The organism is Pseudoxanthomonas sp. USHLN014 (assembly GCF_037153335.1).
GTDB classification, from domain to species: Bacteria; Pseudomonadota; Gammaproteobacteria; order Xanthomonadales; family Xanthomonadaceae; genus Pseudoxanthomonas_A; species Pseudoxanthomonas_A winnipegensis.
Map to the genome: position 1 here is coordinate 193,968 of NZ_JBBCKO010000005.1, position 26,965 is coordinate 220,932.

20 protein-coding genes are annotated in these 26,965 nt (G+C 69.6%); 17 read left to right on the forward strand and 3 right to left on the reverse strand.

The genetic code is table 11. The features are described from left to right. The first annotated feature begins 87 nt into the window (after positions 1-87). Entirely contained in the window at positions 88-1,344 is a 1,257-nt protein-coding gene (locus WFQ05_RS11440; RefSeq protein ID WP_130561522.1) for a 6-phosphofructokinase, read from the forward strand. Positions 1,345-1,381: 37 nt separating this feature from the next. Here WFQ05_RS11440 and WFQ05_RS11445 read toward each other — a convergent pair whose 3' ends face one another. Next, entirely contained in the window at positions 1,382-1,894 is a 513-nt protein-coding gene (locus WFQ05_RS11445; RefSeq protein WP_130528386.1) for a hypothetical protein, read from the reverse strand. Positions 1,895-2,146: 252 nt separating this feature from the next. On the opposite strand from WFQ05_RS11445, the gene WFQ05_RS11450 reads away from it, so the two are divergent. From WFQ05_RS11450 to ppa, 3 genes are all read left to right on the forward strand, one after another. Then, positions 2,147-3,304 carry a hypothetical protein gene (locus tag WFQ05_RS11450; RefSeq protein WP_337053905.1) on the forward strand — a complete coding sequence of 386 codons (1,158 nt, stop codon included), beginning with the start codon at positions 2,147-2,149 and terminating at the stop codon, positions 3,302-3,304. A gap of 154 nt (positions 3,305-3,458) precedes the next feature. Next, positions 3,459-5,492, forward strand: a complete 2,034-nt coding sequence (locus WFQ05_RS11455) for a sodium-translocating pyrophosphatase (RefSeq protein WP_337053906.1) — start codon at positions 3,459-3,461, stop codon at positions 5,490-5,492. A 121-nt stretch (positions 5,493-5,613) separates the two neighbouring features. Next, positions 5,614-6,153: an inorganic diphosphatase gene (gene ppa / locus WFQ05_RS11460; protein WP_130517015.1), complete on the forward strand. Its 540-nt coding sequence runs from the start codon at positions 5,614-5,616 to the stop codon at positions 6,151-6,153. 538 nt (positions 6,154-6,691) lie between these two features. Here ppa and WFQ05_RS11465 read toward each other — a convergent pair. Then, positions 6,692-8,539 (reverse strand): sulfotransferase, encoded by a 1,848-nt coding sequence (locus WFQ05_RS11465; protein WP_337053907.1) that lies wholly within the window; start codon positions 8,537-8,539, stop codon positions 6,692-6,694. Positions 8,540-8,588: 49 nt separating this feature from the next. Further along, positions 8,589-9,275 carry an ion channel gene (locus tag WFQ05_RS11470; RefSeq protein ID WP_286575227.1) on the reverse strand — a complete coding sequence of 229 codons (687 nt, stop codon included), beginning with the start codon at positions 9,273-9,275 and terminating at the stop codon, positions 8,589-8,591. 348 nt (positions 9,276-9,623) lie between these two features. Here WFQ05_RS11470 and WFQ05_RS11475 point away from each other — a divergent pair, with 348 nt between their 5' ends. The 13 genes from WFQ05_RS11475 to WFQ05_RS11535 all read left to right on the forward strand — a co-directional run bounded on the left by WFQ05_RS11475 (position 9,624) and on the right by WFQ05_RS11535 (position 26,882). Beyond that, the gene (locus WFQ05_RS11475) at positions 9,624-12,665 is read left to right on the forward strand and encodes a TonB-dependent receptor (RefSeq protein ID WP_130535666.1); all 3,042 of its coding nucleotides are present in this window, start codon (positions 9,624-9,626) and stop codon (positions 12,663-12,665) included. 569 nt (positions 12,666-13,234) lie between these two features. After that, entirely contained in the window at positions 13,235-15,172 is a 1,938-nt protein-coding gene (locus WFQ05_RS11480) for a S9 family peptidase (RefSeq protein ID WP_337053908.1), read from the forward strand. A 271-nt stretch (positions 15,173-15,443) separates the two neighbouring features. Beyond that, positions 15,444-16,976 carry a BCCT family transporter gene (locus tag WFQ05_RS11485; RefSeq protein ID WP_130517004.1) on the forward strand — a complete coding sequence of 511 codons (1,533 nt, stop codon included), beginning with the start codon at positions 15,444-15,446 and terminating at the stop codon, positions 16,974-16,976. 314 nt (positions 16,977-17,290) lie between these two features. After that, positions 17,291-18,304 (forward strand): ketol-acid reductoisomerase, encoded by a 1,014-nt coding sequence (ilvC, locus tag WFQ05_RS11490; RefSeq protein ID WP_337053909.1) that lies wholly within the window; start codon positions 17,291-17,293, stop codon positions 18,302-18,304. Beyond that, a complete protein-coding gene (gene ilvG, locus WFQ05_RS11495) occupies positions 18,301-20,025 on the forward strand; it encodes an acetolactate synthase 2 catalytic subunit (RefSeq protein ID WP_337053910.1) in 1,725 nt (574 codons plus the stop codon). The genes ilvC and ilvG overlap by 4 nt, the downstream gene beginning before the upstream one ends. Further along, positions 20,009-20,272: an ACT domain-containing protein gene (locus tag WFQ05_RS11500; RefSeq protein WP_337053911.1), complete on the forward strand. Its 264-nt coding sequence runs from the start codon at positions 20,009-20,011 to the stop codon at positions 20,270-20,272. The genes ilvG and WFQ05_RS11500 overlap by 17 nt, the downstream gene beginning before the upstream one ends. A 130-nt stretch (positions 20,273-20,402) precedes the next feature. Beyond that, complete coding sequence (locus WFQ05_RS11505; RefSeq protein WP_337053912.1) at positions 20,403-21,965, forward strand: 2-isopropylmalate synthase; 1,563 nt, start codon at positions 20,403-20,405, stop codon at positions 21,963-21,965. After that, entirely contained in the window at positions 21,962-22,771 is an 810-nt protein-coding gene (locus WFQ05_RS11510; protein WP_337053913.1) for a methyltransferase domain-containing protein, read from the forward strand. Before WFQ05_RS11505 ends, WFQ05_RS11510 begins: the two co-directional genes overlap by 4 nt. Then, positions 22,768-24,198: a 3-isopropylmalate dehydratase large subunit gene (gene leuC / locus WFQ05_RS11515; protein ID WP_130528375.1), complete on the forward strand. Its 1,431-nt coding sequence runs from the start codon at positions 22,768-22,770 to the stop codon at positions 24,196-24,198. Before WFQ05_RS11510 ends, leuC begins: the two co-directional genes overlap by 4 nt. Next, entirely contained in the window at positions 24,198-24,392 is a 195-nt protein-coding gene (locus WFQ05_RS11520; protein ID WP_130528374.1) for a hypothetical protein, read from the forward strand. The genes leuC and WFQ05_RS11520 overlap by 1 nt, the downstream gene beginning before the upstream one ends. Before the next feature lie 38 nt (positions 24,393-24,430). Continuing rightward, a complete protein-coding gene (gene leuD, locus WFQ05_RS11525; protein WP_337053958.1) occupies positions 24,431-25,012 on the forward strand; it encodes a 3-isopropylmalate dehydratase small subunit in 582 nt (193 codons plus the stop codon). Further along, positions 25,002-26,084 (forward strand): 3-isopropylmalate dehydrogenase, encoded by a 1,083-nt coding sequence (gene leuB, locus WFQ05_RS11530; RefSeq protein ID WP_337053914.1) that lies wholly within the window; start codon positions 25,002-25,004, stop codon positions 26,082-26,084. Before leuD ends, leuB begins: the two co-directional genes overlap by 11 nt. 126 nt (positions 26,085-26,210) lie before the next feature. Beyond that, entirely contained in the window at positions 26,211-26,882 is a 672-nt protein-coding gene (locus WFQ05_RS11535) for a TetR/AcrR family transcriptional regulator (protein WP_306995911.1), read from the forward strand. Positions 26,883-26,965: the final 83 nt, after the last annotated feature.

Below are 26,965 nucleotides of genomic sequence, written 5' to 3' on the forward strand. Positions count from 1 at the left end.
GGGCAGCCAGCACGGCGGCGGCGCCGACGCGACCGGCGCATCGATATGGGAAGCTTACCCCATCCGGTCCAGACCCCAGGAAAGACGATGGCGGCTTCCACCCTGTTGTACGCGCAGTCCGGCGGCGTGACCGCCGTCATCAATGCCACCGCCGCCGGCGTCATCGGCGAGGCCAGGCGGCACAAGGTCAAGGTCCTGGCGGCGCGCAACGGCATCCTCGGCGCCCTGCGCGAGGAGCTGATCGACACCTCGAAGGAATCGGCCGCGGCGATCGCCGCGCTGGCGCATACGCCGGGCGGCGCGTTCGGCTCGTGCCGGGTCAAGCTCAAGTCGCTGGAGGCCGACCGCGCCCGATACGAGCGTCTGCTGGAGGTGCTCAAGGCCCATGGCGTGCGCTGGTTCCTCTACAACGGCGGCAACGACTCGGCCGATACCGCGTGGAAGGTCTCCCAGCTGGCCCAGGCCTTCGGCTATCCGCTGACCTGCGTGGGCGTGCCCAAGACCATCGACAACGACCTGGCGGTCACCGACACCTGCCCCGGCTTCGGCTCGGCGGCCAAGTACACCGCCGTGTCGGTGCGCGAATGCGCGCTGGACGTGGCGGCGATGGCCGAGACCTCGACCAAGGTCTTCGTCTACGAGGCCATGGGCCGCCACGCCGGCTGGCTGGCCGCGGCCGCGGGCCTGGCCGGCACCGGCCCGGACCAGGCGCCGCATCTGATCCTGTTCCCCGAGCGCGCCTACGACGAGGCCGCCTTCCTGGCCCAGGTGGACAAGGTGGTCAAGCGCGTCGGCTATTGCGTGGTCGTGGCCAGCGAAGGCATCCGCAGCGCCGACGGCCGTTTCGTCGCCGACGCCGGCGGCGGCACCGATGCCTTCGGCCATGCCCAGCTGGGCGGCGTGGCTTCGTATCTGGCCGGCAAGGTCAAGGCCGCGCTGGGCTACAAGGTGCACTGGGCGCTGCCGGACTATCTGCAGCGCTCGGCCCGCCACATCGCCTCCAAGACCGACTGGGATCAGGCCCAGGCCGTGGGCAAGGCGGCCGTGCAGTACGCCCTGGCCGGGCACAACGCGGTCATGCCGGTGATCGTGCGCGGCGCCGACGCGCCCTACCGCTGGAAGATCGCCCCGGCGCCGCTGTCCAAGGTCGCCAACCACGAGAAGACCATGCCGGCCGGCTTCATCCGCAAGGACGGCTTCGGCATCACCGAGCGCGCGCGCCGCTACCTCTCGCCGCTGATCCAGGGCGAGGCACCGCTGCCCTACGGCCGCGACGGCCTGCCCAAGTACGTGGAACTCAAGAACGTGGCGGTGAAGCAGAAACTGCCCGCCTGGGAAGGCTGAGGCCGCGCATTCCCGGGCGGAGGCCTGAGCACCGTGCTCACCGGCAGGGCTTGCCCTCGACTTCGAGCTTGGCCGCGTAGGCCGGCAGCGCGGCCAGCTTGCCGGCCTGGGCCTGGGCCTTGGCGTCCTGCAGGTACAGGCGGGCGCGTTCCTGGCCGTCGAGCTTGAGTGCCTGCCCGGCCGGCTTGCGCCACACCTGCACCACCGCCTGCTGGCCGGCGCAGCTGGCCGAGGGCACCTTGATGATGTCGTTGAGCTTCCAGCCCTTGGCCTCGCTGGGCTGGACCTTGTCGTAGTCCATGAACATCGCGCGCGCCTGGCAGACGCTGCTGGTGCGCACCAGGTTCATCGCATAGGGCTGGGCGGCCTCGCCGGTGAAGCGGCCTTCGATGCGGGTGCAGGCCTCGGGGATCTGGCGCAGCGTATGCAGCACGCCGTTGGCCTGGGGGGTGCCGACCGGGCGCTGGATTTCGGGCGACTGCTGGGCCAGCGCCGTCAGCGGCAGGCACAGCAGGCCGGCCAGGACCAGGCGGGAAGCGGATGCGGACATGGGCAGGTCCTTTCTAAGGGAAGGGAAGCGGCCGGCAGGCTGGCACGCGCTGGCTGAACACCGGATCGCTTCGCCCGTTCACCGTATCCACACCGCGCTGAACCGAGCGCGCAAGCGCGTGACCTGTGTCATGGCGGGCTCGCGTTCAACTAGGCGCGGGGACTCCATCACGCCATGTCATCCCGGCGAGATGGAGGACGCGCAACGTTCCCGCCGTGCGTGTTTGAGGGTATTCGCGTTTTGAAGATTGTGATGCTGACCGTCCACGAGGCCACTTCGGCGCGCAAGGTGGACTTTCACTTCTGGACCGAGTCGCTGGCGCGGCAGGGGCACGCGGTGGATTTCGTGACCGTGGGCCTGAGCCCGCTGACCCGGCTCAAGCCGCAGGCACGCCGGTTCCAGGGGCCGTTCAACGCCTGGCGCCAGGTCGGGCCCGGCGTGCGCAAGTACCTGTGGCGGCCGGCGCTGCATCCACTGTCGCTGGGGCGCCCGGCGCTGGACGCGATCACCCGGCCGCTGTTCTCGCTGTATCCGGCGATGCTCACGCGCACGCTGTTGCAGGGCATCGCCGATGCCGATGTGTTCGTCGTGGAGAACGGCGCCGGCCTGTGCCTGGTGCCGGCCCTGGCACGGCGCTTCCCGCAGGCGCGCTTCATCTACAGCGTGTGCGACCGCATCGCCACGCTCAAGTACCACCCGCTGATCCTGGATGCCGAGCGCGAGGCGCTGCCGCACTTCAGCCTGGTGCGCGTGCCGGCCGAGGTGATGGTGGCCGACTACCCGCACGTGCCCCACGTGCACTACATCCCGCACGGCATCGACAAGGCGCTGTTCGACACCCCGCGGCCCTCGCCCTACCCGGCCGGCACGCGCAACGTGGTCAGCGTGGGCGACATGCTGTTCGACGACCACGCCGTGGACTGCATGGCGCGCGCCGAGCCGCAGGTGCGCTTCCACCTGTTCGGCAAGGGCGCGCGGCTGCAGGCGCCGCCGCCCAACGTGGTCGAGCACGGCGAGCAGCCCTTCGATGCGATCGTGCCCTACCTGCAGCATGCCGATGCGGGACTGGCGCCGTACCGGCCGGCGCTCAATGCCGACTACCTGAGCCAGTCGAGCATGAAGATGCTGCAGTACACCTATTGCCGGGTGCCGATCGTGGCGCCGGACTTCGCCGCGCGCGGCGTGCACACCTCGGCCTACACGCCCGGCGTGGAGGGCAGCATCGTGGCGGCGCTGCGCCGCGCCCTGGCCTACGACCGCGCCGGCATCGACAACAGCGGCGTGCTGGACTGGGACGGGGTGACCGGGCGCATGCTGGCCCTGGGCCTGGCATCGACCGCCGGTGCCGGCGCCACGCCGCCGGCACCGGCCCGACCGCACTCCACTGCCCAGCGGCGCGCCGACGCCTGAGCGCGCCATCACGCATCGCGCGGCACTGCATCATCGCGCCGAGCGCGCGCAGGCCTACACTGCCCCACAACGGGCACCGGTCGATCGACGCCCGTCCTCGGCGCCGGGCGTGTCGATGCGCGCGGCGAACCGTCCATCTGCCTTGGGAGGGGTCATGTTGGAACACTACGGTCTTGCGCTGGCGCTGGCATGCGCGGCAATCGCCATCCTGTACGGAATTGTCTCGTCGCGCTGGGTGCTCTCGCGCCCGGCCGGCAACGCGCGCATGCAGCAGATCGCTGCGGCCGTGCAGGAGGGCGCGCGCGCCTATCTCAACCGCCAGTACCTGACCATCGCCATCGCCGGGGCGGTCCTGTTCGTGCTGGTCGGCGTCTTCCTCAGCTGGCCGACCGCGATCGGCTTCGCCCTGGGCGCGGTGCTGTCGGGCGCGGCCGGCTACATCGGCATGAATGTCTCGGTGCGGGCCAACGTGCGCACCGCCGAGGCCGCGCGCCACGGCATGGGGCCGGCGATGGACGTGGCCTTCCGCGGCGGGGCGATCACCGGGATGCTGGTGGTGGGGCTGGGCCTGCTGGGCGTGGCCGGCTACTGGGCGCTGCTGACCCATGTGCTGCACGTGCCGACCGAGCAGGCGCTGCATGCGCTGGTCGGGCTGGCCTTCGGCTCGTCGCTGATCTCGATCTTCGCGCGCTTAGGCGGCGGCATCTTCACCAAGGGCGCGGACGTGGGCGCCGACCTGGTGGGCAAGGTCGAGGCCGGCATCCCCGAGGACGATCCGCGCAATCCGGCGGTGATCGCCGACAACGTCGGCGACAACGTGGGCGACTGCGCCGGCATGGCCGCCGACCTGTTCGAGACCTACGCGGTCACGGTGATCGCGACCATGCTGCTGGGCGGGCTGATGGCCGCGCAGGCCGGCGCGAACGCGATCCTCTACCCGCTGGTGCTGGGCGGGGTGTCGATCATCGCCTCGATCATCGGCGCGCTGTTCGTGCGGGTGAAGGCTGGCGGCTCGATCATGGGCGCGCTGTACAAGGGCGTGATCGTCTCGGCAGTGCTGGCCGCGATCGCCTTCTACCCCATCACCACCGCCCTGATGCGCGACTCGGCCATCGGCGCCCTGCCGCTGTACGGCTGCGCCCTGATCGGTCTGGTCCTGACCGGCGTGATCGTGTGGATCACCGAGTACTACACCGGCACCCAGTACAAGCCGGTGCAGCACGTCGCGCAGGCCTCCACCACCGGCCATGGCACCAACATCATCGCCGGCCTGGGCGTGTCGATGAAATCCACCGCCCTGCCCGTGGTCGCCGTGTGCCTGGCGATCTGGGGCGCACACGCGCTCGGCGGCCTGTACGGCATCGCCATCGCCGCCACGGCGATGCTGTCGATGGCCGGCATGATCGTCGCCCTCGACGCCTACGGCCCGATCACCGACAACGCCGGCGGCATCGCCGAGATGGCCGAGCTGCCGGCCGAGGTCCGTGCGGTCACCGACCCGCTCGACGCGGTCGGCAACACCACCAAGGCGGTGACCAAGGGCTATGCGATCGGCTCGGCGGCGCTGGCCGCGCTGGTGCTGTTCGCCGACTACACCCATAACCTGGCCGCCGCGCATCCCGGATCGGCCTACAGCTTCGACCTGTCCGATCACCGCGTGATCATCGGCCTGCTGATCGGCGGCCTGATTCCCTACCTGTTCGGCGCCATGGCCATGGAAGCGGTGGGCCGCGCCGCCGGCAGCGTGGTGGAGGAAGTGCGGCGCCAGTTCCGCGAGATCCCCGGGATCATGGACGGCAGCGGCAAGCCGCAGTACCACGCCGCGGTCGACCTGCTCACCCGCGCGGCCATCCGCGAGATGATCGTGCCCTCGCTGCTGCCGGTGGTGGTGCCGATCATCGTCGGCTTGGTGCTGGGCGCGCAGGCGCTGGGCGGCCTGCTGATCGGCACCATCGTCACCGGCCTGTTCGTGGCCATCTCGATGACCACCGGCGGCGGCGCCTGGGACAACGCCAAGAAGTACATCGAGGACGGGCACTTCGGCGGCAAGGGCAGCGAGGCGCACAAGGCCGCGGTCACCGGCGACACCGTCGGCGACCCCTACAAGGACACCGCGGGCCCGGCGATCAACCCGCTGATCAAGATCATCAACATCGTCGCGCTGCTCATCATTCCGCTGCTGGGCTGAGCCCGCGCCCCGATGGCGCCGACGCCTTGGCAGCCCCTGGCCGGGCGTTGGCGCTGCGTTGCAGCACCGCTGCGCTAGAATGCGGCCCACTTTCGATCACCTCAAAGCATTGGAGCAACGCATGGGCCTGGGCAGCGTCCCCACCGGCAAGAATCCGCCGGACGAGATCAACGTCATCATCGAGATCCCCAAGGATTCCGAGCCGGTGAAGTACGAAGTGGACAAGGAATCCGGCGCGATCTTCGTCGACCGCATCCTGTCCACCCCGATGCGCTACCCCTGCAACTACGGCTACGTGCCGCACACCCTGTGCGGCGACGGCGACCCGGCCGACGTGCTGGTGGTGCTGCCCCTGCCGCTGGTGCCCGGCTCGGTCATCCGCTGCCGCCCGGTCGGCGTGCTGCGCATGAGCGACGAGGCCGGCAGCGACGAGAAGCTGCTGGCCGTGCCGGTGGAGAAGGTCTTCAGCGGCTACTCGCACATCAACGACATCGCCCAGGTCAGCGGCCACTGGCTGGAGCGCATCGGCCACTTCTTCGAGCACTACAAGGACCTGGAGAAGGGCAAGTGGGTCAAGATCGACGGGTGGGGCGGCGCCGACGAGGCCAAGAAGATCCTGCTGGATGCCATCGCGCGCGACGCAGGCCACGACAAGGCCTGATCCAGGCCAGCCGTCGTCACGAAAGGCGCCCGCTAGGGCGCCTTTTTTGTGTGCCCTCGCCCTAGCGCAAGGCCGCCGAGTGGACTTCGCCAACCCGCCTCGACCCCTGCCTTTCGCCGCAGACGAAGGGGAGCTCGAAGTCGAAAACTAGCGACTGAGGGGAGGGCGCTTTTGCTCTTGCTTCGGTGGCTTGACCGGGAAAGCCCCGCCCCCTCCCCATCCCTCCCCTGCGCTGCGCGCAAGGGAGGGGGCCTCAAGTCGATGCCCTCCCGTCACTGATCGCGCTGTACGTATGAGCGAGGGTCTCGAACGACCGCGCAAACCGAAGCCCCCGCGACCTGACGCGCGCGGCAGCGGGCCGGCGGGCGGGGGCCGCGCCTAGCGAGGCAGGAAGCCGAGCGCCCGAATCAGGGCAGGATGCCCTGATTGAGGGACAAGCGGCCACCGCCCGCCGGACCGCTGCCCCTCCGAAGCAGAGCGTTTACTCACCCAAAGCGGCAACACGCGCACCCGCCGCAACCTAGAACGGAAGAACGGCTCAGCCGTGGAAGGAAGCTTCCAGCGCGCGCTGCGGAACGTCGCCCAGGACAGGCTGCAGGCGCACGGCATGCGGACGCCAGCGCTCCGCCGAGGAAGGGCTGGCCGGCGGCTGCGCGCGCGGCAGGGTCTGGCCCAGTTCGAGGCTCCATTCCAACCCGGCGAAGCCCGCCACGCGCTGCATCTCCCCGTCCGGATCGGCCAGCAGCCGGTCCAGGTCCAGCCCCAGCCAACGCTCGGGCGGCAGCTGCGCCAGATCGTCGAGCAGCACCCGCATGATCCCCGACCACTGACCGGCGACCACAGTCTCCAGCGGCAGACCTGACAGCGCCTGCCAGCCCGGCGGCCGCGCCAGCGTCCACGCCGGCCCCTCCCAGCCCGGCAGCACACCCGCGTCCTGCATGCGGCCCTCCTCCCAGGCGCGCAACAGACTGCCCAGCGCGTCATGCGGCTCGCGATGGACGAACACGAAGCGCGCATCGGGGAACGCCTGCGCCAGGAACGGCACCCGCAGCGCATCGCGCGCGTCCGCACGCAGCAGGCGCACCGTGCCGCCGGCGGCCGGCACCGGCCTGCCATCGTGACCGCGCAAGCCGCGCGCCAGACGCTCGCGCACCCGGCGCACCGTGTCCTCGACCGCATCGCCTGCCAGCAGGCGATGACTGAAGTCGGCCCGCTGCGGCGCCGCCAGACGCTGGATGCCGTCGATCGCCCGCCGGGCCTCCTCGCCAGCGGCGTACAGGCCCGGCGCCTGCGCCAGCGTGCGCGCCACCAGACCCGCGCCCGAACACGGCGCCGCCACTACGAACAACGGCTGCCGCAGGCGGGTTGGCGGCGAGCGCGGCTTCGGCGTGGCGACCGTGGGCGCCCCGGTCGGCGGCGCCTCGGATTTCCGCGCGCCTCCCCGGCGCAGCCCGTCCTCTTCGGCCACGGCCACGTCCAGCACCTGCGCCTGCAGCGCCGGCCACAGGCCGATGCCGTTGCGCAGCACCAGTTGTTCTACGCCCAGCTGCTGGCAAGCCTGCGCGGTGGAAGCCAGCAGTGCCCGATACGCCGGCCTGCCGGCCGCCTCGGCCCCATGCCGCGCCCACAGCGCGTGCCAGTGCCGCGACAGGCGCAGCAGCAAGACCTGCAGGCCGGCCAGACGCGGATGCGGCACGGCCTCGTTCAACAGGAACATCAGATGCTCGCGCAGCTCCCAGGGCGTCATCACCTGCGGCGCGCCATGCGCCTCCAGCGCCAGCGCCGCGCGCTGGTCGGACGCCAGGGTCAGCTGCAGCGGCTGCCAGGGCTCGCGCTTGGCGCGGCCCGGCGTGCGGCCGCGGGTCAGCAGCTCCCAGAAGCGCTCGCCGCCAACGGTGTCGGCCACCAGATGCAGGCACGGCCCCTGCGCCGGGCCGGCGAAGCGATGCGGACGCCAGGTATCGAACACCCAGGCCGTGCCCGGCGCCAGGTGCGCGACCTCGTCGCCGCATTCGAGCAGCACGTCCGGCGGACTCGCCAGCGGCAGGTGGAGGCGCAGGCGCTCGCGGTGGTAGTAGTCCACCGCCACCTCGGCCGCGTACTGCCGCCCGACCGCGATGCGCTGCAGGAACACCTGGCCCCAGGTCGCGCCCAGCCCGGCCAGCGCCTGCTGCAGCAGCGGCATCTGCCGCAGGAACGGCGTGGCACGCATCGGGCCGGACAGCGCCCCGCTGGCCGCATCGCCGCCGCTGCTGACCAGCCGCAGCCGCTCGCCGCCGTCGGCGCAGCGCTGCCAGTGCCTGTCCGCCACGGCCGTCGCCTCGTGCAGCAGCGGCCCGGGATCGAACAGGACCGGGAGCTGGATGAAGGGAACCTGCAGTTTCATGCGGTGCGCGGACGAGGCCTGGCCAAAGCCGCGCATCGTAGCGCGTGGGTCAACCCTCGGGCCGGTCGTCGCGCTGCGCGCGCACGCGTAAGGTGGTCAGCGCGATCAGGCGCGAGACCACCAGCGCGATGTACATCACCCCGGCGAACTGCTCGAGCATCACCAGCGCACGCGCCTGCGGCAGCACCGGCACGATGTCGCTCAGGCCCACCGCCGAGAGCACGCTGAAGCTCAGATACAGCAGCTCCATCCAGCTGCGCGCGCCGCTGGTCACGCCGTTGGCGCTGAAGCTGCCCGGGTACCACTGCTGGCACACCGAGAAGGCGAAGGCGAACGCCCACGCCAGCAGGGTGAAGGTGGCGCCGGCGGCGAACAGCTCGTCGCTGGTGACGCGGTGGTCGTCCAGCATGTAGCCGATCAGGCTGGCGGCCGTATAGAAGTACAGCAGGCATTCCATGGCCTGGGCGAAGGTCACCAGCCCCGGCAGCTGCCGGGTCACCCCGAGCAGCGAGCAGGCCACCGAGGGCAGCGCCAGCAGCCAGGCGATCCAGTTGACCGCCGGGCTGCGATTGACCACCCACAGCGCCAAGGCCAGCACCAGGATGCCGAACGCCCCCAGCAGCGCCTGGCCGGTGCGGGTGTCGTTCATGGCCGGGTAGAGCAGCACTCCGGCCAGCTGGACGACCAGCAGCATGGCCGAGGGGTGTCGACGCAGGAGATGGAGGTCCAGGCGCATGGGGCGATCTTGCAGTGCGGGATCGCATCGTAATCACCTCCCTGTCGGGGCCGTCAAAAAGATGAAATCCCCCTTAACCGGTCTAAAAAATAACAAACACGTCACTGATTAGCCAACTTTTAGTTTTGATGCCATTAATTTCTGACGATCCGTGACAAATTACGTGAATTGCGACACACGTCGCCACGCTTGGGACGAACTAGCTCGTTAAGTTCCCGTTCGCGCGCCGTTGGACGTCCGTTACGCGGCCGCGCGCATTGCCCGCGCCCTACCCCCGTCTCCGCATCCCGCGGGCCGGTCCGGAGGGGCGCTTTTGCCTTGATGCATTTATTGGGAAGCCACATTCACATGAGCCACAGAAATCGTCACCACGGCTTGCGCCGCACCGCCCTGGCCCTCGTGCTCGGCGCCGCGCTGGCGCAGGGCGCTGCCTACGCGCAGAGCACCGCCGGCAACATTGCCGGTACCGCGCCGGCCGTCGCCGGCCAGACCGTGCAGATCACCAGTTCCGCCTCCGGCGTGTCGCGTCAGGTGCCGGTTGATGCCAACGGCCGCTTCCGCATTCCCGCCCTGCCCACCGGCACCTATACGGTCACCCTGACCGGCGCCGACGGCACCGCCTCCAGCCAGACCGTCACCGTCGTGGCCGGCCAGACGGTCAACGCCGAGTTCGCCGATGCGAGCGGCGGCGGCGCGGCCAAGAGCCTGGACACGGTCGTCGTGCGCGGCATGAAGAACGTCAACGGCATCGACCTGTCCAGCGTCGAGTCGCGCACCACCTTCACCGCCGAGCAGCTCAACGCGCTGCCGGTGCCGCGTGACATCACCAGCGTCTCGCTGCTGACCCCGGGCACGGTCAAGAGCTCGGGCTACTTCGGCAACGCCTCCTTCGGCGGCGCCTCGGCGGCCGAGAACAGCTACTACGTCAACGGCTTCAACATCACCAACCTCTACGACAGCCTGTCCTTCTCGGAAGTCCCCTTCCAGGCGATCGACCAGCTGGACGTGCAGACCGGCGGCTACGGCGCGCAGTACGGCTTCTCCACCGGCGGCGTGACCAGCGTCAACGTCAAGCGCGGCACCAACGAATGGCACGGCGGCCTGAGCTGGACCAGCGTGCCGGACAGCCTGCGCGCCAGCGTGCCCAACGTCTATCGCAACAGCGACGACCAGATCTTCCGCAGCTATCACAACAACTACAACGCCTCCAACACCTACACCGGCTGGATCGGCGGTCCGCTGATCAAGGACAAGCTGTTCGTGTTCGCGCTGGCCGAGTTCGACAAGAGCAACACCACCTCCTACGGTGCGCGCTCGGACGTGCAGACCGAGCTGGACGCCGACGGCAATCCGACCCTGTCGCCCTCCACGGCCTCGCGCTCCACCACCGCGCAGGACTATGAGTCCAAGACGCCGTACTGGCTGGTCAAGCTGGACTGGTACCTCAACGACGCCAACCACCTCGAGTACACCGGCTTCGACAACGGCAGCCGCTACACCTACGACTACTACAACGCCGCCTACGGCGCCGACGATCATCCGGCCAAGACCGACTACAACGGCCAGCTGGTCGGCAAGAGCGGCGGCCAGACCGACATCTTCAAGTGGACCAGCTACCTGACCGACAACCTGACCATGGCGCTGCAGTACGGTCAGATGCGCAACAAGGATTCGCAGTTCACCATCAGCCCTGACGGCAAGCACAGCTCGTACGACGGCAACGTCTTCGGCCCCATCGGCGACTGCCCGTACGTGATCGACCAGACCGGCACGAAGATCGGCTGCGCCGTGGCCCAGAGCGTGGGCATGGAAGGCGGCAAGAACTCGCGCGACAGCTACAAGGCCGACTTCGAGTGGCAGCTGGGCGACCACAAGGTGGCCTTCGGCTACAGCGATGAGCAGTGGAAGTCGACCTCGGGCACGGCCTATTCCTCGGGCGGCTACTGGCGCCTGTACGACGGCTATGCGCGCCTGATCAACTTCCGCACCGGCGGCGGCGTCAAGATCGACCAGAAGTCCTGGTACCTGCAGGACAACTGGCAGATCACCGACAACTTCATGCTGTACGGCGGTATCCGCAACGACTCGTTCGACAACAAGAACAGCTCGGGCACCACCTTCGTCAAGCAGGACGACATCTGGCAGCCGCGCCTGGGCTTCTCGTGGGATGTGGCCGGCAACGGCGACAGCAAGCTGTTCGGTTCGCTGGGCCGCTACTCGCTGCCGATCGCGGCCAACGTCGCCCTGCGCGCCGCCAGCGCCTCGTTCTACACCGTCAACTACTACACCTATGACGGCATCGATCCGGTCAGCGGCGCGCCGCTGAACACCGCGCCCTTCCGCGGCGGCTCGGCCGACTACGTCATCAACGGCGAGAACGGTGTTGCGCCGGATCCGAAGGCCGTGGCCAGCAAGGGCCTGAAGCCCTACACGCAGGACGAGGCCATCCTGGGTTACCAGCAGCTGCTGCACTCGGACAACAGCTTCGTCGACGGCTGGACGCTGGGGGCCAAGGCCACCTACCGTCGCATCAACCAGGCCATCGACGACACCTGCGATGTGCGGGCGATCTACAACGCCGCCCAGGCGCAGGGCTACGACGTGGCCGGTCACTGGGCTGACCAGTGGACGATTCCGGACGGTCTGCCGGGCTGCTACCTGTACAACCCGGGCGAAGACCTGAACATCACGCTGGATGTCGATGGCGACGGCAAGGCCGACAACATCCACGTCGATGGCAGCGCCCTGGGTCCCAAGGCCAAGCGTTACTACAAGGCGTTGACCCTGAGCGCGGAGAAGGCCACCGACAAGTGGTACGCCAGCATCAACTACACCTGGTCCAAGCTCAGCGGCAACTACGAGGGTCTGGTCAAGAGCACCAATGGCCAGTCCGACACCGGCACGACCTCGGACTTCGACTTCGCCGAGATCATGTACGGCGCCGATGGCTATCTGTTCAACGACCATCGCCACACGCTGAAGGCGTACGGTGCGTACAACTTCACCGACGAGTGGTCGATGGGTGTTGATCTGCAGGTCCAGTCGGGCGCGCCGATCAGCTGCCTGGGTGGCGGTACCGGCACCTTCGGCACCGAGTACGGCTACGGCGGCGTGTTCCACTACTGCAACGGCGAGATCGCCAAGCAGGGCACCGCCGGCCGCACGCCGTGGACCTGGGCCGTCAACCCGAACGTGGTCTACAAGCCGCAGTGGGCCAATGGCCTGAGCCTGCAGATGTCGGTGCTGAATCTGTTCAACTCGGTCAAGCCGCTGCAGGTGTACGAGACCAAGGAAGACACCCAGTACGGCGAGACCTACAACAGCTACAAGCTGGGCAAGTACTACACCACTCCGCGCTATGTGCGCTTCCAGGTGCAGTACGACTTCTAAGTGGTTTGATCGGGCGTCGGTCTGAGCCCGTCTAGAAGTTGCAAGACAGACCCCGCCGGGCGACCGGCGGGGTCTTTTGTTTTGTGCTTTGTTCAAGTGCCCGAGTGGGACGCCTTGCGGCTTCGGAGGGGTATCGGTCCGGCGGGCGGGGGCCGCTTTCCCCTCAATCAGGGCATCCCGCCCTGATTCGGGCGCTCAGCGTCCTGCCTCGCTGGGCGCGGCCCCCACCCGCCGGCCCGCTGCCTCACACCTCACGCGATGAGGCTTCGGGTCGTGAGTCAAAACAAGTCCCAACCCATCCGCTCGCAGCGCCTCGACCCGGCCGGGCGCGCGGAGAGGGAGCAGGGGTGGCCCGCGGCGGCGAGTCCGCCATGGATGGCGAACCTGGCCGAGAAGCCGCGCCCGGCCGGGTCGAGGCTGGTTGGCGAAGTCGAGTTCCCCGGCCTGGTACGCCGGCGACAACACCCTGCCTGAGCGGGCGTCGCCGCATTCACGCGCCTGCGGGTTTGCGCTATCGTTTTGGCGGGGATAGACGCCCGGCATGGGCGACAACACGACAAGGGGCGACGATGAAGGCATGGAAGCGGGCCATGGTGGCCGCGGTGGTGGCCTGTGCATGTGCGCAGGCCGGGGCGGAGGCGCCGGTGCCGGTGGAGGCGTTCGCGCAGGCGAGCAAGCTGTCCGGCCCGATGCTCTCGCCGGACGGCAAGTATCTGGCGGCCTCGGTCGATCTGGACCATGGCATGTCGGCGCTGGCGGTGTACCGGCTGTCGGACATGGTGCAGACGGCGCTGCTGAAGTTCCCGCGCTATGAGCTGGCCACCCAGGTGCAATGGGTCAGCAACACGCGGCTGGTGATCGCCAAGGGCCGCAAGGTCGGCACCCTGGAGAAGCCGCGGCCCAACGGCGAGGTCATCGCCAGCAACTTCGACGGCAGCGGGCAGAAGTACATCTACGGCTACGAGCAGCGCGCGGCCAGGTCGACGCTGGACCGCGGCTTCGGCTACATCGAGGGCGTGCCGGAGATCCCCAACGGCCATTTCTACCTGCGTCAGCTCTCGCTCGAAGCGCGGCGCTCGATGCTCTACGACGTGGACAGCGAGAAGGTCACCTTCCGCCTGATCGCCGACATCGGCGTGCCGGACCTGGACTTCGTGCTCGACCACACCGGCAAGCCGCGCTTCGCCATCGGCACCGACGATGACGACAAGCCGCTGCTGTATCGCGCCGGCGACGACGGCGCCTGGCTGCCCATGCCCACCAGCGAGGCCGAGCTGTGGCAGCCGTTCGCCTTCAGTCCCGACGATCGTCAGCTCTATGCCTTGCGCAGCCGCAAGGGCGGGCCGGCCGAACTGGTGCGCAGCGACGCCCAGGGCGGCAGCGTGCAGGTCCTGGCGCGCGACAGCTTCGCCAGCGTCAGCGATCTGCAGTGGACCCATGCGCCGTCGGTGCCGTTCGCCGCGCAGGCCGGGCGCGGGCCGAGCCGCTTCACCTATTTCGACGCCGACTCGCCCGACGCGCAGCTGCATCAGGCGCTGACCACGGCGCTGCCGGGCAAGCATGTGGAGTTCGTCAACCAGAGCCAGGACGGCCAGGTCGTGCTGCTGTTCATCGACAGCGACCGCGACCCGGGCGCGTGGTATCTGCTCAACCGCAGCGACAACAAGCTGCGCCGCCTGCTGACCCCGCGCGAGGGCATCGACCCGGCGCGGATGGGCGAGCGGCGCGTGCAGCGCTTCACCGCCAGCGACGGCCTGCCCCTGGAGGCGATCGTCACCGTGCCCGCGGGCGTGCGCGATCCCAAGGCGCTGCCGATGGTGCTGCTGCCGCACGGCGGCCCGCACGGCATCCGCGACGACTGGGAGTTCGATACCGACGCGCAGTTCCTGGCCAGCCGCGGCTACCTGGTGCTGCAGGTCAACTATCGCGGCAGCGGCGGGCGCGGCGCGGCTTTCATGGAGGCCGGTTATCTGAAGTGGGGCACGCGCATCCAGGACGATCTGCTCGACGGCGTGCGCTGGGCCATCGCCCAGGGCATGGCCGATCCCAAGCGCGTATGCGTCTACGGCGGCAGCTTCGGCGGCTACTCGGCGATGATGACGGTGGCGCGCGCGCCCGGGATGTTCCAGTGCGCGGTCGGCCTGGCCGGCATCTACGACCTGGACATGATGTACAGCAAGGGCGACATCAAGCGCACCGATTCGGGCCGTCACTACCTGCAGCGGGTGATCGGGCGCGATGCGGCCGAGCTGGCCGCCAACTCGCCGGTCACCCTGGCCGGCAGGATCAGCGTGCCGGTGCTGCTGGCGCATGGCGAGGACGACGAGCGCGCGCCCTTCGCCCAGGCCAAGGCGATGCGCGCCGCGCTCACCGCCGCCGGCCATCCGCCGCAGTGGATGGCGGTGCCCAACGAGGGCCATGGCTTCTACAACGAGGCCAATTCGATCGCCTTCTTCAATCAGCTGCAGGCCTTCCTGGATGCGCATATCGGGGATGGGGCGCACTAAGCGACGCTGGGAGAAGGCTTCCGCCGTGGTTTAGAGGGCGCGAGGTGGGTGGCGCCCATGCGAGGGCGCGACGTCCATGGATTCCCGCTTTCGCGGGAATGAGGGTTGCCTGCGCTGAGGCCTGTGCTGGGCGTGAGACGCGCCAATCGGGCCGATGTGGCGCCCGTGATGCGCCGTGCAGTGCATCGCTACGTGCCGATCACCGCCGCGGCTGTAACGTGCACCGCTTTTCGCGGCGACCGCTGGGCGCGCCGCATGAACGGAGCTGGCCGTGGTCTACAGGATTTCGCTGTTCATCGTCATCGCGCTGGTGCTCGCCGCCGGCGTCGCGCCCGATGCGTTCAACGCGGTGATGCAGGCGGCGCTGAAGCAGACCATCGGCGCGGCCGGCTCGCTGTATCTGCTGGTGGTGTTCGCCGCGCTGGTGTTCCTGCTGTTCCTGTGCGTGGGCCGGTTCGCCGACCTGCGCATCGGCGGCGAGGATGCGCAGCCGCAGTTCTCCAACGCCAGCTGGCTGTCGATGCTGTTCGCCGCGGGCATGGGCATCGGCCTGGTGTTCTGGGGCGCGGCCGAGCCGCTGTCGCATTTCATCACCCCGCCCGAGGGGCTGCAGCCGCGCAGCATGGACGCCGCGCGCGCGGCGATGCGCTACGCCTTCTTCCACTGGGGGCTGCATCCGTGGTCGGTGTACGCGCTGATCGGCCTGGCGATGGCGTGGTTCCAGTTCAACCGCGGCGGACGTGGGCTGATCAGCGACCTGCTCGAACCGGTGCTCGGCCGCCGGCATGAGGGCTGGATCGGCCACGCGGTCAATATCGCCGCGGTGGTGGCCACCACCATCGGCGTGGCCACCACGCTGGGCTTCGGCACCATCCAGATCGCCGCAGGCCTGGAGCGGGTGTTCGGCATCCACGCCTCCGCGCCGGTGCAGCTGACCGTCATCGCGGTGTCCTTCGTGCTGTACATGGCCTCCAGCGTCACCGGCGTGGAGCGCGGCATCAAATGGCTGTCCAACTTCAACGTCGGCCTGGCCGCGCTGCTGCTGGCCTTCGTGCTGGTGCTGGGGCCGACCAGCTTCATCTTCGACACCTTCACCACCACCCTGGGCAGCTATCTCAACAGCCTGGTCAACATGAGCCTGCGCATGTCGCCGTTCTCACGTTCGACCTGGGTGGCGACCTGGACGATCTTCTACTGGGCCTGGTGGATCGCCTGGGCGCCGTTCGTGGGCGCGTTCATCGCGCGGGTGTCCTACGGCCGGCGCATCCGCGAGTTCGTGTTCGGCGTGGTGCTGGCGCCGAGCCTGCTGGGCTTCCTGTGGTTCTCCACCTTCGGCGGCGCGGCGCTGTGGGCGCAGCTGTTCGGCCATGTCGATCTGGCCGCGGCGCTGGCGCAGGGCTACGAGACGGTCCTGTTCGCGATGTTCGACAGCCTGCCGCTGTCCTGGCTGCTGTCCGGCCTGGCGCTGCTGCTGCTGTCGATCTTCTTCGTCACCTCGGCCGACTCGGCCGTACTGGTGCTGGCCAGCATGTCCTACGACAAGGCGCAGGACCCGCCGCTGTCGCGCAAGATCGTCTGGGGCTCGGCCATCGCCCTGATCGCCGCGACGCTGCTGCTGGTCGGCGGCCTGGAGGCGCTGCAGGCGATGATCACCGTGGCCGCCCTGCCCTTCGCCCTGCTGATGGTGCTGGTGATCGTCGCGCTGTACCGTGCGCTGGACCAGGAGTACCAGGACCAGCAGCGCCGCCTGCAGCGCGACCGCCGGGCCATCGCGCAGTGGCTGGAGCGCGAGCGGGAGCGGTGAGGCACGCCGGGGCTGCGGCACGGTTTCTGGCGCAACGAAATTCGCGCTTGACAGCCCCGCGCCGGGCATGGTTTTCTGCCGGCCTGATGAACGCCTTCCGTCCGATCACGACCGCCCAGCAGACCGCGCACGCCGCGGCCTCGCTCCTCGTGCTCGTACTTATTCACTCGCCTCACGGTGCGGGACGGACGGTCGTGTAAGCAGCAAGCACACGAAACCCTGACGAAACCCCGCACTGCGAAGTGCGGGGTTTCGTGCTTTCAGCCCCTCCAAAAGTTTCAACCCCAACTTTCAGCCAGACAGGAACGCCGCCCATGACCGCTTCGACCTCCAACCTCCCCCAGCCCACCATCGCCATCGTCGGCTACGGCAGCCAGGGCCGCGCCCATGCGATGAACCTGCGCGAGTCGGGCTTCGATGTGAAGGTCGGCCTGCGCCCGGGCGGCCCGACCGAAGCCAAGGCCAAGGCCGACGGCTTCCTGGTCAAGTCGCCCGCCGAGGCGGTCAAGGACGCCGACCTGGTCGCCGTGCTGACCCCGGACATGGTGCAGAAGCAGCTTTACAACGAGGTGCTGGCGCCGAACATGAAGCAGGGTGCGGTGCTGCTGTTCGCCCACGGCCTGAACGTGCACTTCGGCATGATCGCCCCGCGCGAGGACCTGGACGTGGTCCTGGTCGCGCCCAAGGGTCCGGGCGCGCTGGTGCGCCGCGAATACGAGATCGGCCGCGGCGTACCGTGCATCTACGCGGTCTACCAGGATAAGTCGGGCAAGGCCGAGCAGTACGCGCTGGCCTACGCCGCCGGCCTGGGCGGCGCGCGCGCCAACATCATCAAGACCACCTTCAAGGAAGAGACCGAGACCGATCTGTTCGGCGAGCAGGCCGTGCTGTGCGGCGGCGCGTCCTCGCTGGTGCAGGCCGGCTTCGAGACGCTGGTGGAAGCCGGCTACCAGCCCGAGATCGCCTACTACGAAGTGCTGCACGAGCTGAAGCTGATCGTGGACCTGTTCTACGAAGGCGGCATTACCCGCATGCTGGAGTTCATTTCCGAGACCGCGCAGTACGGCGACTACGTCAGCGGCCCGCGCGTGATCGATGCCTCGACCAAGGCGCGCATGAAGGAGGTCCTGACCGACATCCAGGACGGCACTTTCACCAAGAACTGGGTGGCCGAGTACGAAGCGGGCCTGCCGAACTACAAGAAGTTCAAGCAGGCCGATCTGGAGCACCCGATCGAAGTGGTCGGCAAGCAGCTGCGCGCCAAGATGGTGTGGCTGGCCGACAACGCCCCCAAGCCCGCAGCGCAACCACAGGCCGCCGCCGCATGAACGCACCGACCGCCACTGCCCCACGCAATGGCGCCCGCTGGATCGCCCACGCCCTGGAAACCGAGGGCGTGGACACGATCTTCGGCTATCCCGGCGGGACCATCATGCCGTTCTACGACGCGCTGGTGGACTCGGCGCTCAAGCACATCCTGGTGCGCCACGAGCAGGGCGCGGCGCTGGCCGCCAACGGCTATGCGCGCGCCTCCGGCAAGGTCGGCGTGTGCGTGGCCACCTCCGGCCCGGGCGCGTCGAACCTGATCACCGGCATCGCCGACGCGATGCTCGATTCGGTGCCGATGGTGTGCCTGACCGGCCAGGTCGCCACGCCGCTGATCGGCACCGACGCCTTCCAGGAGCTGGACGTGTTCGGCATGACCATGCCGATCGTCAAGCACAGCTTCCTGGTGCGTCGGGTAGAGGATCTGCCGCGGGTGTTCGCCGAGGCCTTCCGCATCGCCCGTGAGGGCCGCCCTGGTCCGGTCCTGATCGACCTGCCCAAGGATGTGCAGATCAACGACGCCTCGCACCTGCCCGATCACGTGCCGGCGGCGGTCGCGCCGGCCCCGGCACCGGCCGAAGCGGCCATCGCCGAGGCGCTGGCGGCCATCGCCTGCGCCGAGAAGCCGGTGGTCTACGGCGGCGGCGGCATCGCGCTGGGCAATGCGGTCGAGGCGTTCCGCCAGTTCGTCGAGGCCAGCGGCATCCCGACCGTGCTGACCCTGCGCGGCCTGGGCGCATTGCCGGCCAACCACGGCAACTACCTGGGCATGCTGGGCATGCACGGCACCCGCGCGGCCAACATGGCCGTGCAGGAAAGCGATCTGCTGATCGTGGTCGGCGCGCGCTTCGATGACCGCGCCACCGGCAAGCTGGCCGAGTTCGCCCCGTTCGCCCGCGTCATCCACCTGGACGCCGACGCCTACGAGATCTCGAAGCTGCGCACGGCCGACATCGCCATTCCCGGCGATCTGGCCAGCGGCCTGCGCGCGCTGAGCGGTGCGCGCAGCGCCTGCTACGCGTGGAAGGCCAAGTGCGCCGCCAACCGCGAGCGCTTCGGCTTCCGCTACGACGCCCCGGGCACGGACATCTACGCCCCGGCGCTGCTGAAGCGGCTGAGCGAGGTCGCCCCGGCCGACGCGATCATCACCAGCGATGTCGGCCAGCACCAGATGTGGGTGGCGCAGCACTGCAAGTTCAACCACCCGCGCCACCATCTGACCAGCGGCGCGCTGGGCACGATGGGCTTCGGCCTGCCGGCGGCGATGGGTGCGCAGTTCGCCTGCCCGGAGCGGACCGTCGTCCTGGTCAACGGCGACGGCGGTTTCATGATGAACGTGCAGGAGCTGGTAACCATCGCGCGCTGCAAGCTGCCGGTGAAGATCGTGCTGCTGGACAACTCCGCGCTGGGCATGGTGCGCCAGTGGCAGGAGCTGTTCTTCGCCGAGCGCTACAGCGAGATCGACCTGTCCGACAATCCGGACTTCGCCGCGCTGGCCCGCGTGTTCGGCATCCCGGCCCGGCACATCGCCGCGCGCGAGCAGGTCGACGACGCCCTGGCCGAGCTGCTGGCCACGCCCGGCCCGGCGCTGCTGCACGTGAGCATCGACATCAAGGCCAACGTCTGGCCGCTGGTGCCGCCCAACCACGCCAACAGCTCGATGCTGGAATCCAACCCCGCCAAAGCCGCACCGGAGCCCAAGTCCCATGCAATACCGGCTTGATCTGATCGTGAGCCCGGCCGAAGGCGCCCTGGTGCGCGTGATCGGCATGGTCGAGCGCCGCGGCTTCGCCCCGCGCGCGGTGCATGCCGTGCCGCGCGCCGATGGCCGCTGGGAGCTGGGCATGCACATCGAGGGCACCCGTCCGATGGAGACCCTGCGCCATCAGTTGGAGAAGGTGTACGACTGCGAGTCGGTCGCCATCTGCATCGACACGCTGGCCGCGGCCGTGACCGGGGTGGCGGCATGATCCTCGCCCTCGCCCTTTCCGTCCCGTTGGCACCGCGCCCCGCTCGCCGCGCCGCCCGCCGCATCGCCTTCCAGACCCCGCGCCGTCCCACGGCCATCCGCACGGCCGTCGCCGTAGAGGATCCCTTCGTATGAACACCGCCGTATCCACCGACACTGTCCGAATTTTCGACACCACCCTGCGCGATGGCGAGCAGTCCCCGGGCTGCAGCATGTCCCCGCAGCAGAAGGTGGTCATGGCCCGCGCCCTGGCCGAGCTGGGCGTGGACATCATCGAGACCGGCTTCCCGGCCAGCTCCGAATCCGACCGCCAGGCCATGGCCCTGATCGGCCGCGAGGTGCGCACGCCGACCCTGGCGGTGCTGTCGCGCTGCCTGGCCGGCGACATCGAGATCTCCGCCCGCGCGCTGGAAGCGGCCGCCAACCCGCGCCTGCACGTCTTTTTGTCCACCAGCCCGCTGCACCGCGAGCACAAGCTGCGCATGAGCAAGGAGCAGGTGCTCGAGTCGGTGCACCGGCACGTGACCCTGGCGCGCGGCTATGTCGATGACGTGGAGTTCTCCGCCGAGGACGCCACCCGTACCGAGATCGACTACCTGATCGAGATCGCGCGTACCGCCATCGCCGCCGGCGCGCGGACCATCAACCTGCCCGATACCGTCGGCTTCACCACCCCGGAGGAGATCGGCGACATGTTCCGCCGCGTGATCGCCGGCGTGGCCGACATCGGCGGCGCCGACAAGGTGATCTTCAGCGCGCACTGCCACAACGACCTGGGCCTGGCCGTGGCCAACTCGCTGGCCGCCGCCGAGGCCGGCGCGCGCCAGATCGAGGGCAGCATCAACGGCATCGGCGAGCGCGCGGGCAACTGCGCGATCGAGGAGATCGCCATGGCGCTGAAGGTCCGCAACGCATTCTACGGCTTGGACACCGGCATCCAGACCCCGCGCATCGTGCCGACCTCGCAGCTGCTGCAGCGTCTGATCGGCATGCCGGTCCAGCGCAACAAGGCGGTGGTCGGCACCAATGCCTTCGCCCACGAGTCGGGCATCCACCAGCACGGCATGCTGCGCCACCGCGGCACCTACGAGATCATGCGGCCGCAGGACGTGGGCTGGCCGGACACGCAGATGGTGCTGGGCCGACACAGCGGCCGCGCCGCGGTCGATGCGCGCCTGCGCGCGCTGGGCTATCTGCTGGAAGAGGACGAGCTGAAGCTGGTATTCGAGCAGTTCAAGGGCCTGTGCGAGCGTCAGCGCGTGGTCGGCGATGCCGACCTGCAGATGCTGATGCAGGACGCGGCGGTCAGCGATGGCTATCGCCTGGCCTCGATGACCATCTCCGATGTCGGCGGCCGCGCCAACGCGCTGGTCGAACTGTCCGATCCGGAAGGCAACCGCGTGGCCGAGACAGCACAGGGCAATGGCCCGGTCGACGCGCTGTTCGGCGCGCTCTCGGCCGCCACCGGCGTCAAGTTGGAGCTGGACAGCTACCAGGTGCACAGCGTGGGCATTGGCGCCGACGCGCGCGGCGAGGCCAGCCTGTCGGTCCGCGCCGACGGCCTGGAATATGAGGGCACCGGCACGTCCAAGGACATCATCGAGGCCAGCGCGCTGGCCTGGCTGGACGTGGCCAACCGCCTGCTGCGCCAGCGCCAGCACGCCCCGGCGCCGAGCGAAGCCGCCGCGGCATGAACCCGGCGACGCACCCCCCCGCCTCCGCGGCAGGCCAGGCCTGGGATGCGGCCCGCTACGCGCGCAACGCAGGCTTCGTCCCGGCGCTGGGCGCCTCGGTGTCGGCGCTGCTCGATGCCCGGCCCGGCGAGCGCATCCTCGACCTGGGCTGCGGCGACGGCGTGCTGACCGCGCAGCTGGTCCAGGCCGGTGCGAACGTGGTGGGTGTGGATGCCTCGCCCGAGCTGGTCGCCGCTGCGGTCGAACGCGGTATCGATGCGCGCGTGATGGACGGGCACGCCCTGACCTTCGAGGGCGACTTCGATGCGGTCTTCAGCAACGCCGCGCTGCACTGGATGCGCCAGCCCGACGCGGTGCTGGCCGGCGTGCGGCGCGCGCTCAAGCCCGGCGGGCGCTTCGTCGCCGAGTTCGGCGGCCATGGCAACGTGGCGGCGATCACCACCGCGCTGCGCGCGGCGCTGCGGGCCAACGGCGCCGGCGCGCCGGCCTTCGCCTGGTTCTTCCCCACGGCCGAGGAATACGCCGCGCGGCTGGCGCAGCATGACTTCGAAGTCGCGCAGATCGCGCTGATCCCGCGCCCGACGCCGCTGCCCACCGGCATCGCCGGCTGGCTGCAGACCTTCGCCGATCCCTTCCTGAGCGGCCTTAACGCCGACACCCGCAGCCGTGTGCTGGCCGACACCGAGGCGCTGCTGCGCCCGGCGCTGTGCGATGCCGCCGGCCAGTGGCATGCCGATTACGTGCGCCTGCGCTTCAGCGCGCGCCGCTCCCCGACCCCGCATTCAACGCAAGGCCATCCGCAATGAGTTCCGCCCCCCGTACGTTGTTCGACAAGCTGTGGGACGCGCATGTCGTGGTCCCCGAAAGCGACACCGCCCCGGCGGTGCTGTACATCGACCTGCACCTGATCCACGAGGTCACCTCGCCGCAGGCCTTCACCGAACTGCGCGCGCGCGGCCTGGCGCCGCGTCGCCCGGACCGGACCAAGGCCACGATGGACCATTCCACGCCGACCCTGCCGGCCGGCGCCGATGGTCGGCTGCCCTACTACACCGCCGCGGCCGAGAAGCAGGTGCAGACGCTGGAAGCCAACTGCGCGCAGTACGGCATCGAGCTGTTCGACATGGGCTCGGCCAACCGCGGCATCGTCCACGTCATCGCCCCCGAGCAGGGCTTCACCCAGCCCGGCATGACCATCGTCTGCGGCGACAGCCACACCTCCACGCACGGCGCGTTCGGCGCGCTGGCCTTCGGCATCGGCACCAGCGAGGTCGGCCATGTGCTGGCCACCCAATGCCTGCTGCAGCGCAAGCCGCGGACCATGTCGATCACCGTCGACGGGCCGCTGGCCCCGGGCGTGGGCGCCAAGGACGTGGTCCTGCACATCATCGGCGTGATCGGGGTCAACGGCGGCACCGGCCATGTGCTGGAGTTCCGCGGCTCGACCATCGAGGCGATGGACATGGAGCAGCGCATGACCCTGTGCAACATGTCCATCGAGGCCGGCGCGCGCGCCGGCATGGTCGCGCCCGACCAGATCACCTTCGACTATGTCGCGGCGACCCCGCGCGGGCCCAAGGGCGCCGACTTCGACGCCGCGGTCGCCTACTGGAAGACGCTGCGCAGCGATGCGGGCGCGCGTTTCGATGCCGAAGTGGTGATCGACGCGGCCGACATACGCCCGACCCTGACCTGGGGCACGCACCCGGGCACGGCGATCGCGGTCGATGCGGCCATCCCCGCCGCCAACGACGCGGCCGCGCAGAAGGGCCTGGACTACATGGGCTTCCATGCGGGCGAGCGCGTGGAAGGCGCCAAGGTCGACGTGGTGTTCGTCGGCTCGTGCACCAACGGCCGCCTGCGCGACATGCGCGAGGTCGCCCGCGTGCTGGCCGGGCGCAAGGTCGCCGAGGGCGTGCGCATGCTGGTGGTGCCTGGCTCGGAGATCGTCAAGCGCCAGGCCGAGGCCGAGGGCATCGACGCCATCGTGCGCGCCGCCGGCGCGCAGTGGCGCGAGCCGGGCTGCTCGATGTGCATCGCCATGAACGGCGATCTGGTGGCGCCGGGCGAGCTGGCCGTGTCCACCTCCAACCGCAATTTCGAGGGCCGCCAGGGCCCCGGCTCGCGTACCCTGCTCGCCTCGCCGCTGAGCGCGGCCTGGGCCGCGGTCAACGGCCGCGTCAGCGATGTGCGTGATCTGTTCGCAGCAACCGAATCCAAGGAAGTGGCCTGATGCCCAGTCCCGAATCCAACCAGGCCGCGCACGTGGCCTTTACCGCCACGGTGGCCAGCGCGCTGGCCCGCAGCGTGCGCGACACGCCGCTGCGCCCGCGCCAGGACGCGCCCGCGCCCGAGGCGCTGCCCGCCGCCGAGGTCACCGACGTGCCGGCCGATTTCGCGCTGGGCGGCAGCGAGGAGGCCGCGTGATGGCAGGAGTACCGTCATCCCTGACGAAGAGCCCGGCCATCCATGGCCGGACTGTTCAAATCACCTCCAAGGCCGTCGTGCTGCGTTCGACCAACATCGACACCGACCAGATCATTCCGGCGCGCTTCTTGTCCACCACCGAGCGCGCCGGCCTGGGCCGCAACGCCTTCAACGACTGGCGCTGGAAGGCCGACGGCACGCCCAATCCGGACTTCGCCTTCAACCAGCCGCACAACGCCGGGCGTTCGATCCTGCTGGCCGGGCGCAACTTCGGCTGCGGCTCCTCGCGCGAGCACGCGCCCTGGGCGCTGACCGACTTAGGCCTGCAGGCCGTGGTGTCCAGCGAGATCGCCGACATCTTCCGCGGCAACAGTCTCAAGAACGGCCTGCTGCCGGTGGTGCTGGCCGAGGCCGACGTGCAGACGCTGATGGAGCGTCCCGACGACGAGCTGACCATCGATGTGGCCGCGCGCGAGCTGCGCACGCCCGACGGGCGCGTCTATGCGTTCCCGCTGGACGGCTTCTCGCAAACCTGCCTGCTCGAAGGCGTCGACCAGCTGGGCTATCTGCTTGCCCGCGTCCCCGACATCGCCCGCTACGAGGCCGCCCATGCAAGCTGACATCGTCGTCCTGCCCGGCGACGGCATCGGCCCGGAAGTGGCCGCCGCGGCCGTCGCCGTCCTCAAGGCCGTGGCCCAACAGCACGGCCACGATTTCCGCTTCGCCGAGCACGACATCGGCGGCATCGCCATCGACCGCCACGGGGTGCCGCTGCCCGAGGCCACCACCTTCGCCTGCCAGCAGGCCGACGCGGTGCTGCTGGGCGCGGTCGGCGGGCCCAAGTGGTCCGACCCCAACGCCAAGATCCGGCCCGAACAGGGCCTGCTGGCGATCCGCAAGGCGCTGGGCCTGTTCGCCAACCTGCGCCCGGTGCGGCCGCATCCTGCCGCGCTGGACGCCTCGCCGATCAAGCCGCACCTGCTGGCTGGCGTGGATATCGTGGTGGTGCGCGAGCTGACCGGCGGCATCTATTTCGGCGACAAGACCCGCACCGCCGAAGCGGCCAGCGATCTGTGCAGCTATTCGGTGGCCGAGGTCGAGCGGGTGCTGCGCAGCGCCTTCGGCCTGGCCCGCGCGCGCCGCGGCAAGGTCACCTCGGTGGACAAGGCCAACGTGCTGGAGACCTCGCGCCTGTGGCGCGAGGTGGCCGCGCGGGTCGGCCGCGAGGAATTCCCGGACATCGCCCTGGAGCACCAGCTGGTCGATTCGATGGCCATGCACCTGCTGTCCAAGCCGCGCGAGTACGACGTGATCGTCACCGAGAACATGTTCGGCGACATCCTCACCGACGAGGCCTCGATGCTGGCCGGCTCGCTGGGCCTGCTGCCGTCTGCCTCGCTCGGCCAGAGCCGGGTCGGCCTGTACGAGCCGATCCATGGCTCGGCCCCGGACATCGCCGGCAAGGGCATCGCCAACCCCTACGCCACCATCCTCTCGGCCGCACTGCTGCTGCGCCATTCGCTCGGGCTGGAAGCCGAGGCCCAGCGCATCGAGCAGGCCGTGGACGCCGCCCTGGACGCGCGCGCCTTCACCGCCGACCTGGCCGGCCCCGGCCAGGCGCTGAGCACCGCGCAGGCGACCGAGGCCGTGCTGGCCCAGCTCGAACGCCAGCCGGCCGGCCTGCGCGCCTGATCCCCGTCCGGGGGCCGGTCCCACCGGCCCCGGGACAGTCGGGCAAGCTGACGCAACGATGACGGGCGCGGCCGCGACGGCGCGCCCGGACTGTAAATATCGAACCGTCTAGTCTAGTATTGCGCGATGGTCCCGCAGGCTCCGCTCCCCGTGTCTTCCGACTCCTCCCGCAGCACGACGCCGTCAGGCCCGGGCCGTCCCAAGGACCTGGCCAAGCGCGCGGCGATCCTCGAGGCGGCCAAGGCGCTGTTCGCGCGCGAGGGCTTCGCCGGCGTCAGCATGGACCGCATCGCGGCCGAGGCCGGCGTGTCCAAGCTGACCGTCTACAGCCATTTCGGCGACAAGGAGTCGCTGTTCTCCGAGGCGATCCGCAACCTGTGCGAAGAGCTGCTACCCGATGCCACCTTCAAGGTGCAGGGCGATGTCGGTGTGCGCGCGCAGCTGCGGCAAATCGCCGAGGGCTTCTTCGCCATGGTCACCAGCGAGCAGGCGATCAACACCCACCGCATGCTGCTGGCCAGCACCCAGGCCGACGAGCACCTGCGCCAGATCTTCTGGGAGTCCGGCCCCAAGCGCACCCACGACATCTTCGCCGGGCTGCTGCGCGAACAGGTCGCGCAAGGGCACCTGGACATCGAGGACATCGACGTGGCCGCCCGCCAGTTCTTCACCCTGCTCAAGGGCGAGATCTACGGCCGCATGATGTGCGGCCTGCTGGGTCGGCTGGAAGCGGGCGAGATCGACCGTCACCTGGATAACACGGTGGACATGTTCCTGCGCGCCTATGCCCGCCGCTGAACCCGAGCCGCCACGGCCCGGCCATGACTTCCGGTCCGGTGACTTCCGGCACTGCGTCCACCCCGGGTGCGGCGGCGATGCTC

Coding starts and splice junctions, on each gene's coding strand:
- WFQ05_RS11465 (WP_337053907.1), bottom strand. CDS start 8,539: ATGAAACTGCAGGTTCCCTTCATCCAGCTCCCGGTCCTGTTCGATCCC.
- WFQ05_RS11510 (WP_337053913.1), top strand. CDS start 21,962: ATGAACCCGGCGACGCACCCCCCCGCCTCCGCGGCAGGCCAGGCCTGG.
- WFQ05_RS11480 (WP_337053908.1), top strand. CDS start 13,235: ATGAAGGCATGGAAGCGGGCCATGGTGGCCGCGGTGGTGGCCTGTGCA.
- ppa (WP_130517015.1), top strand. CDS start 5,614: ATGGGCCTGGGCAGCGTCCCCACCGGCAAGAATCCGCCGGACGAGATC.
- WFQ05_RS11505 (WP_337053912.1), top strand. CDS start 20,403: ATGAACACCGCCGTATCCACCGACACTGTCCGAATTTTCGACACCACC.
- leuC (WP_130528375.1), top strand. CDS start 22,768: ATGAGTTCCGCCCCCCGTACGTTGTTCGACAAGCTGTGGGACGCGCAT.
- WFQ05_RS11475 (WP_130535666.1), top strand. CDS start 9,624: ATGAGCCACAGAAATCGTCACCACGGCTTGCGCCGCACCGCCCTGGCC.
- leuB (WP_337053914.1), top strand. CDS start 25,002: ATGCAAGCTGACATCGTCGTCCTGCCCGGCGACGGCATCGGCCCGGAA.
- WFQ05_RS11520 (WP_130528374.1), top strand. CDS start 24,198: ATGCCCAGTCCCGAATCCAACCAGGCCGCGCACGTGGCCTTTACCGCC.
- ilvC (WP_337053909.1), top strand. CDS start 17,291: ATGACCGCTTCGACCTCCAACCTCCCCCAGCCCACCATCGCCATCGTC.
- WFQ05_RS11440 (WP_130561522.1), top strand. CDS start 88: ATGGCGGCTTCCACCCTGTTGTACGCGCAGTCCGGCGGCGTGACCGCC.
- WFQ05_RS11500 (WP_337053911.1), top strand. CDS start 20,009: ATGCAATACCGGCTTGATCTGATCGTGAGCCCGGCCGAAGGCGCCCTG.
- WFQ05_RS11445 (WP_130528386.1), bottom strand. CDS start 1,894: ATGTCCGCATCCGCTTCCCGCCTGGTCCTGGCCGGCCTGCTGTGCCTG.
- WFQ05_RS11535 (WP_306995911.1), top strand. CDS start 26,211: ATGGTCCCGCAGGCTCCGCTCCCCGTGTCTTCCGACTCCTCCCGCAGC.
- WFQ05_RS11455 (WP_337053906.1), top strand. CDS start 3,459: ATGTTGGAACACTACGGTCTTGCGCTGGCGCTGGCATGCGCGGCAATC.
- ilvG (WP_337053910.1), top strand. CDS start 18,301: ATGAACGCACCGACCGCCACTGCCCCACGCAATGGCGCCCGCTGGATC.
- WFQ05_RS11470 (WP_286575227.1), bottom strand. CDS start 9,275: ATGCGCCTGGACCTCCATCTCCTGCGTCGACACCCCTCGGCCATGCTG.
- WFQ05_RS11450 (WP_337053905.1), top strand. CDS start 2,147: ATGCTGACCGTCCACGAGGCCACTTCGGCGCGCAAGGTGGACTTTCAC.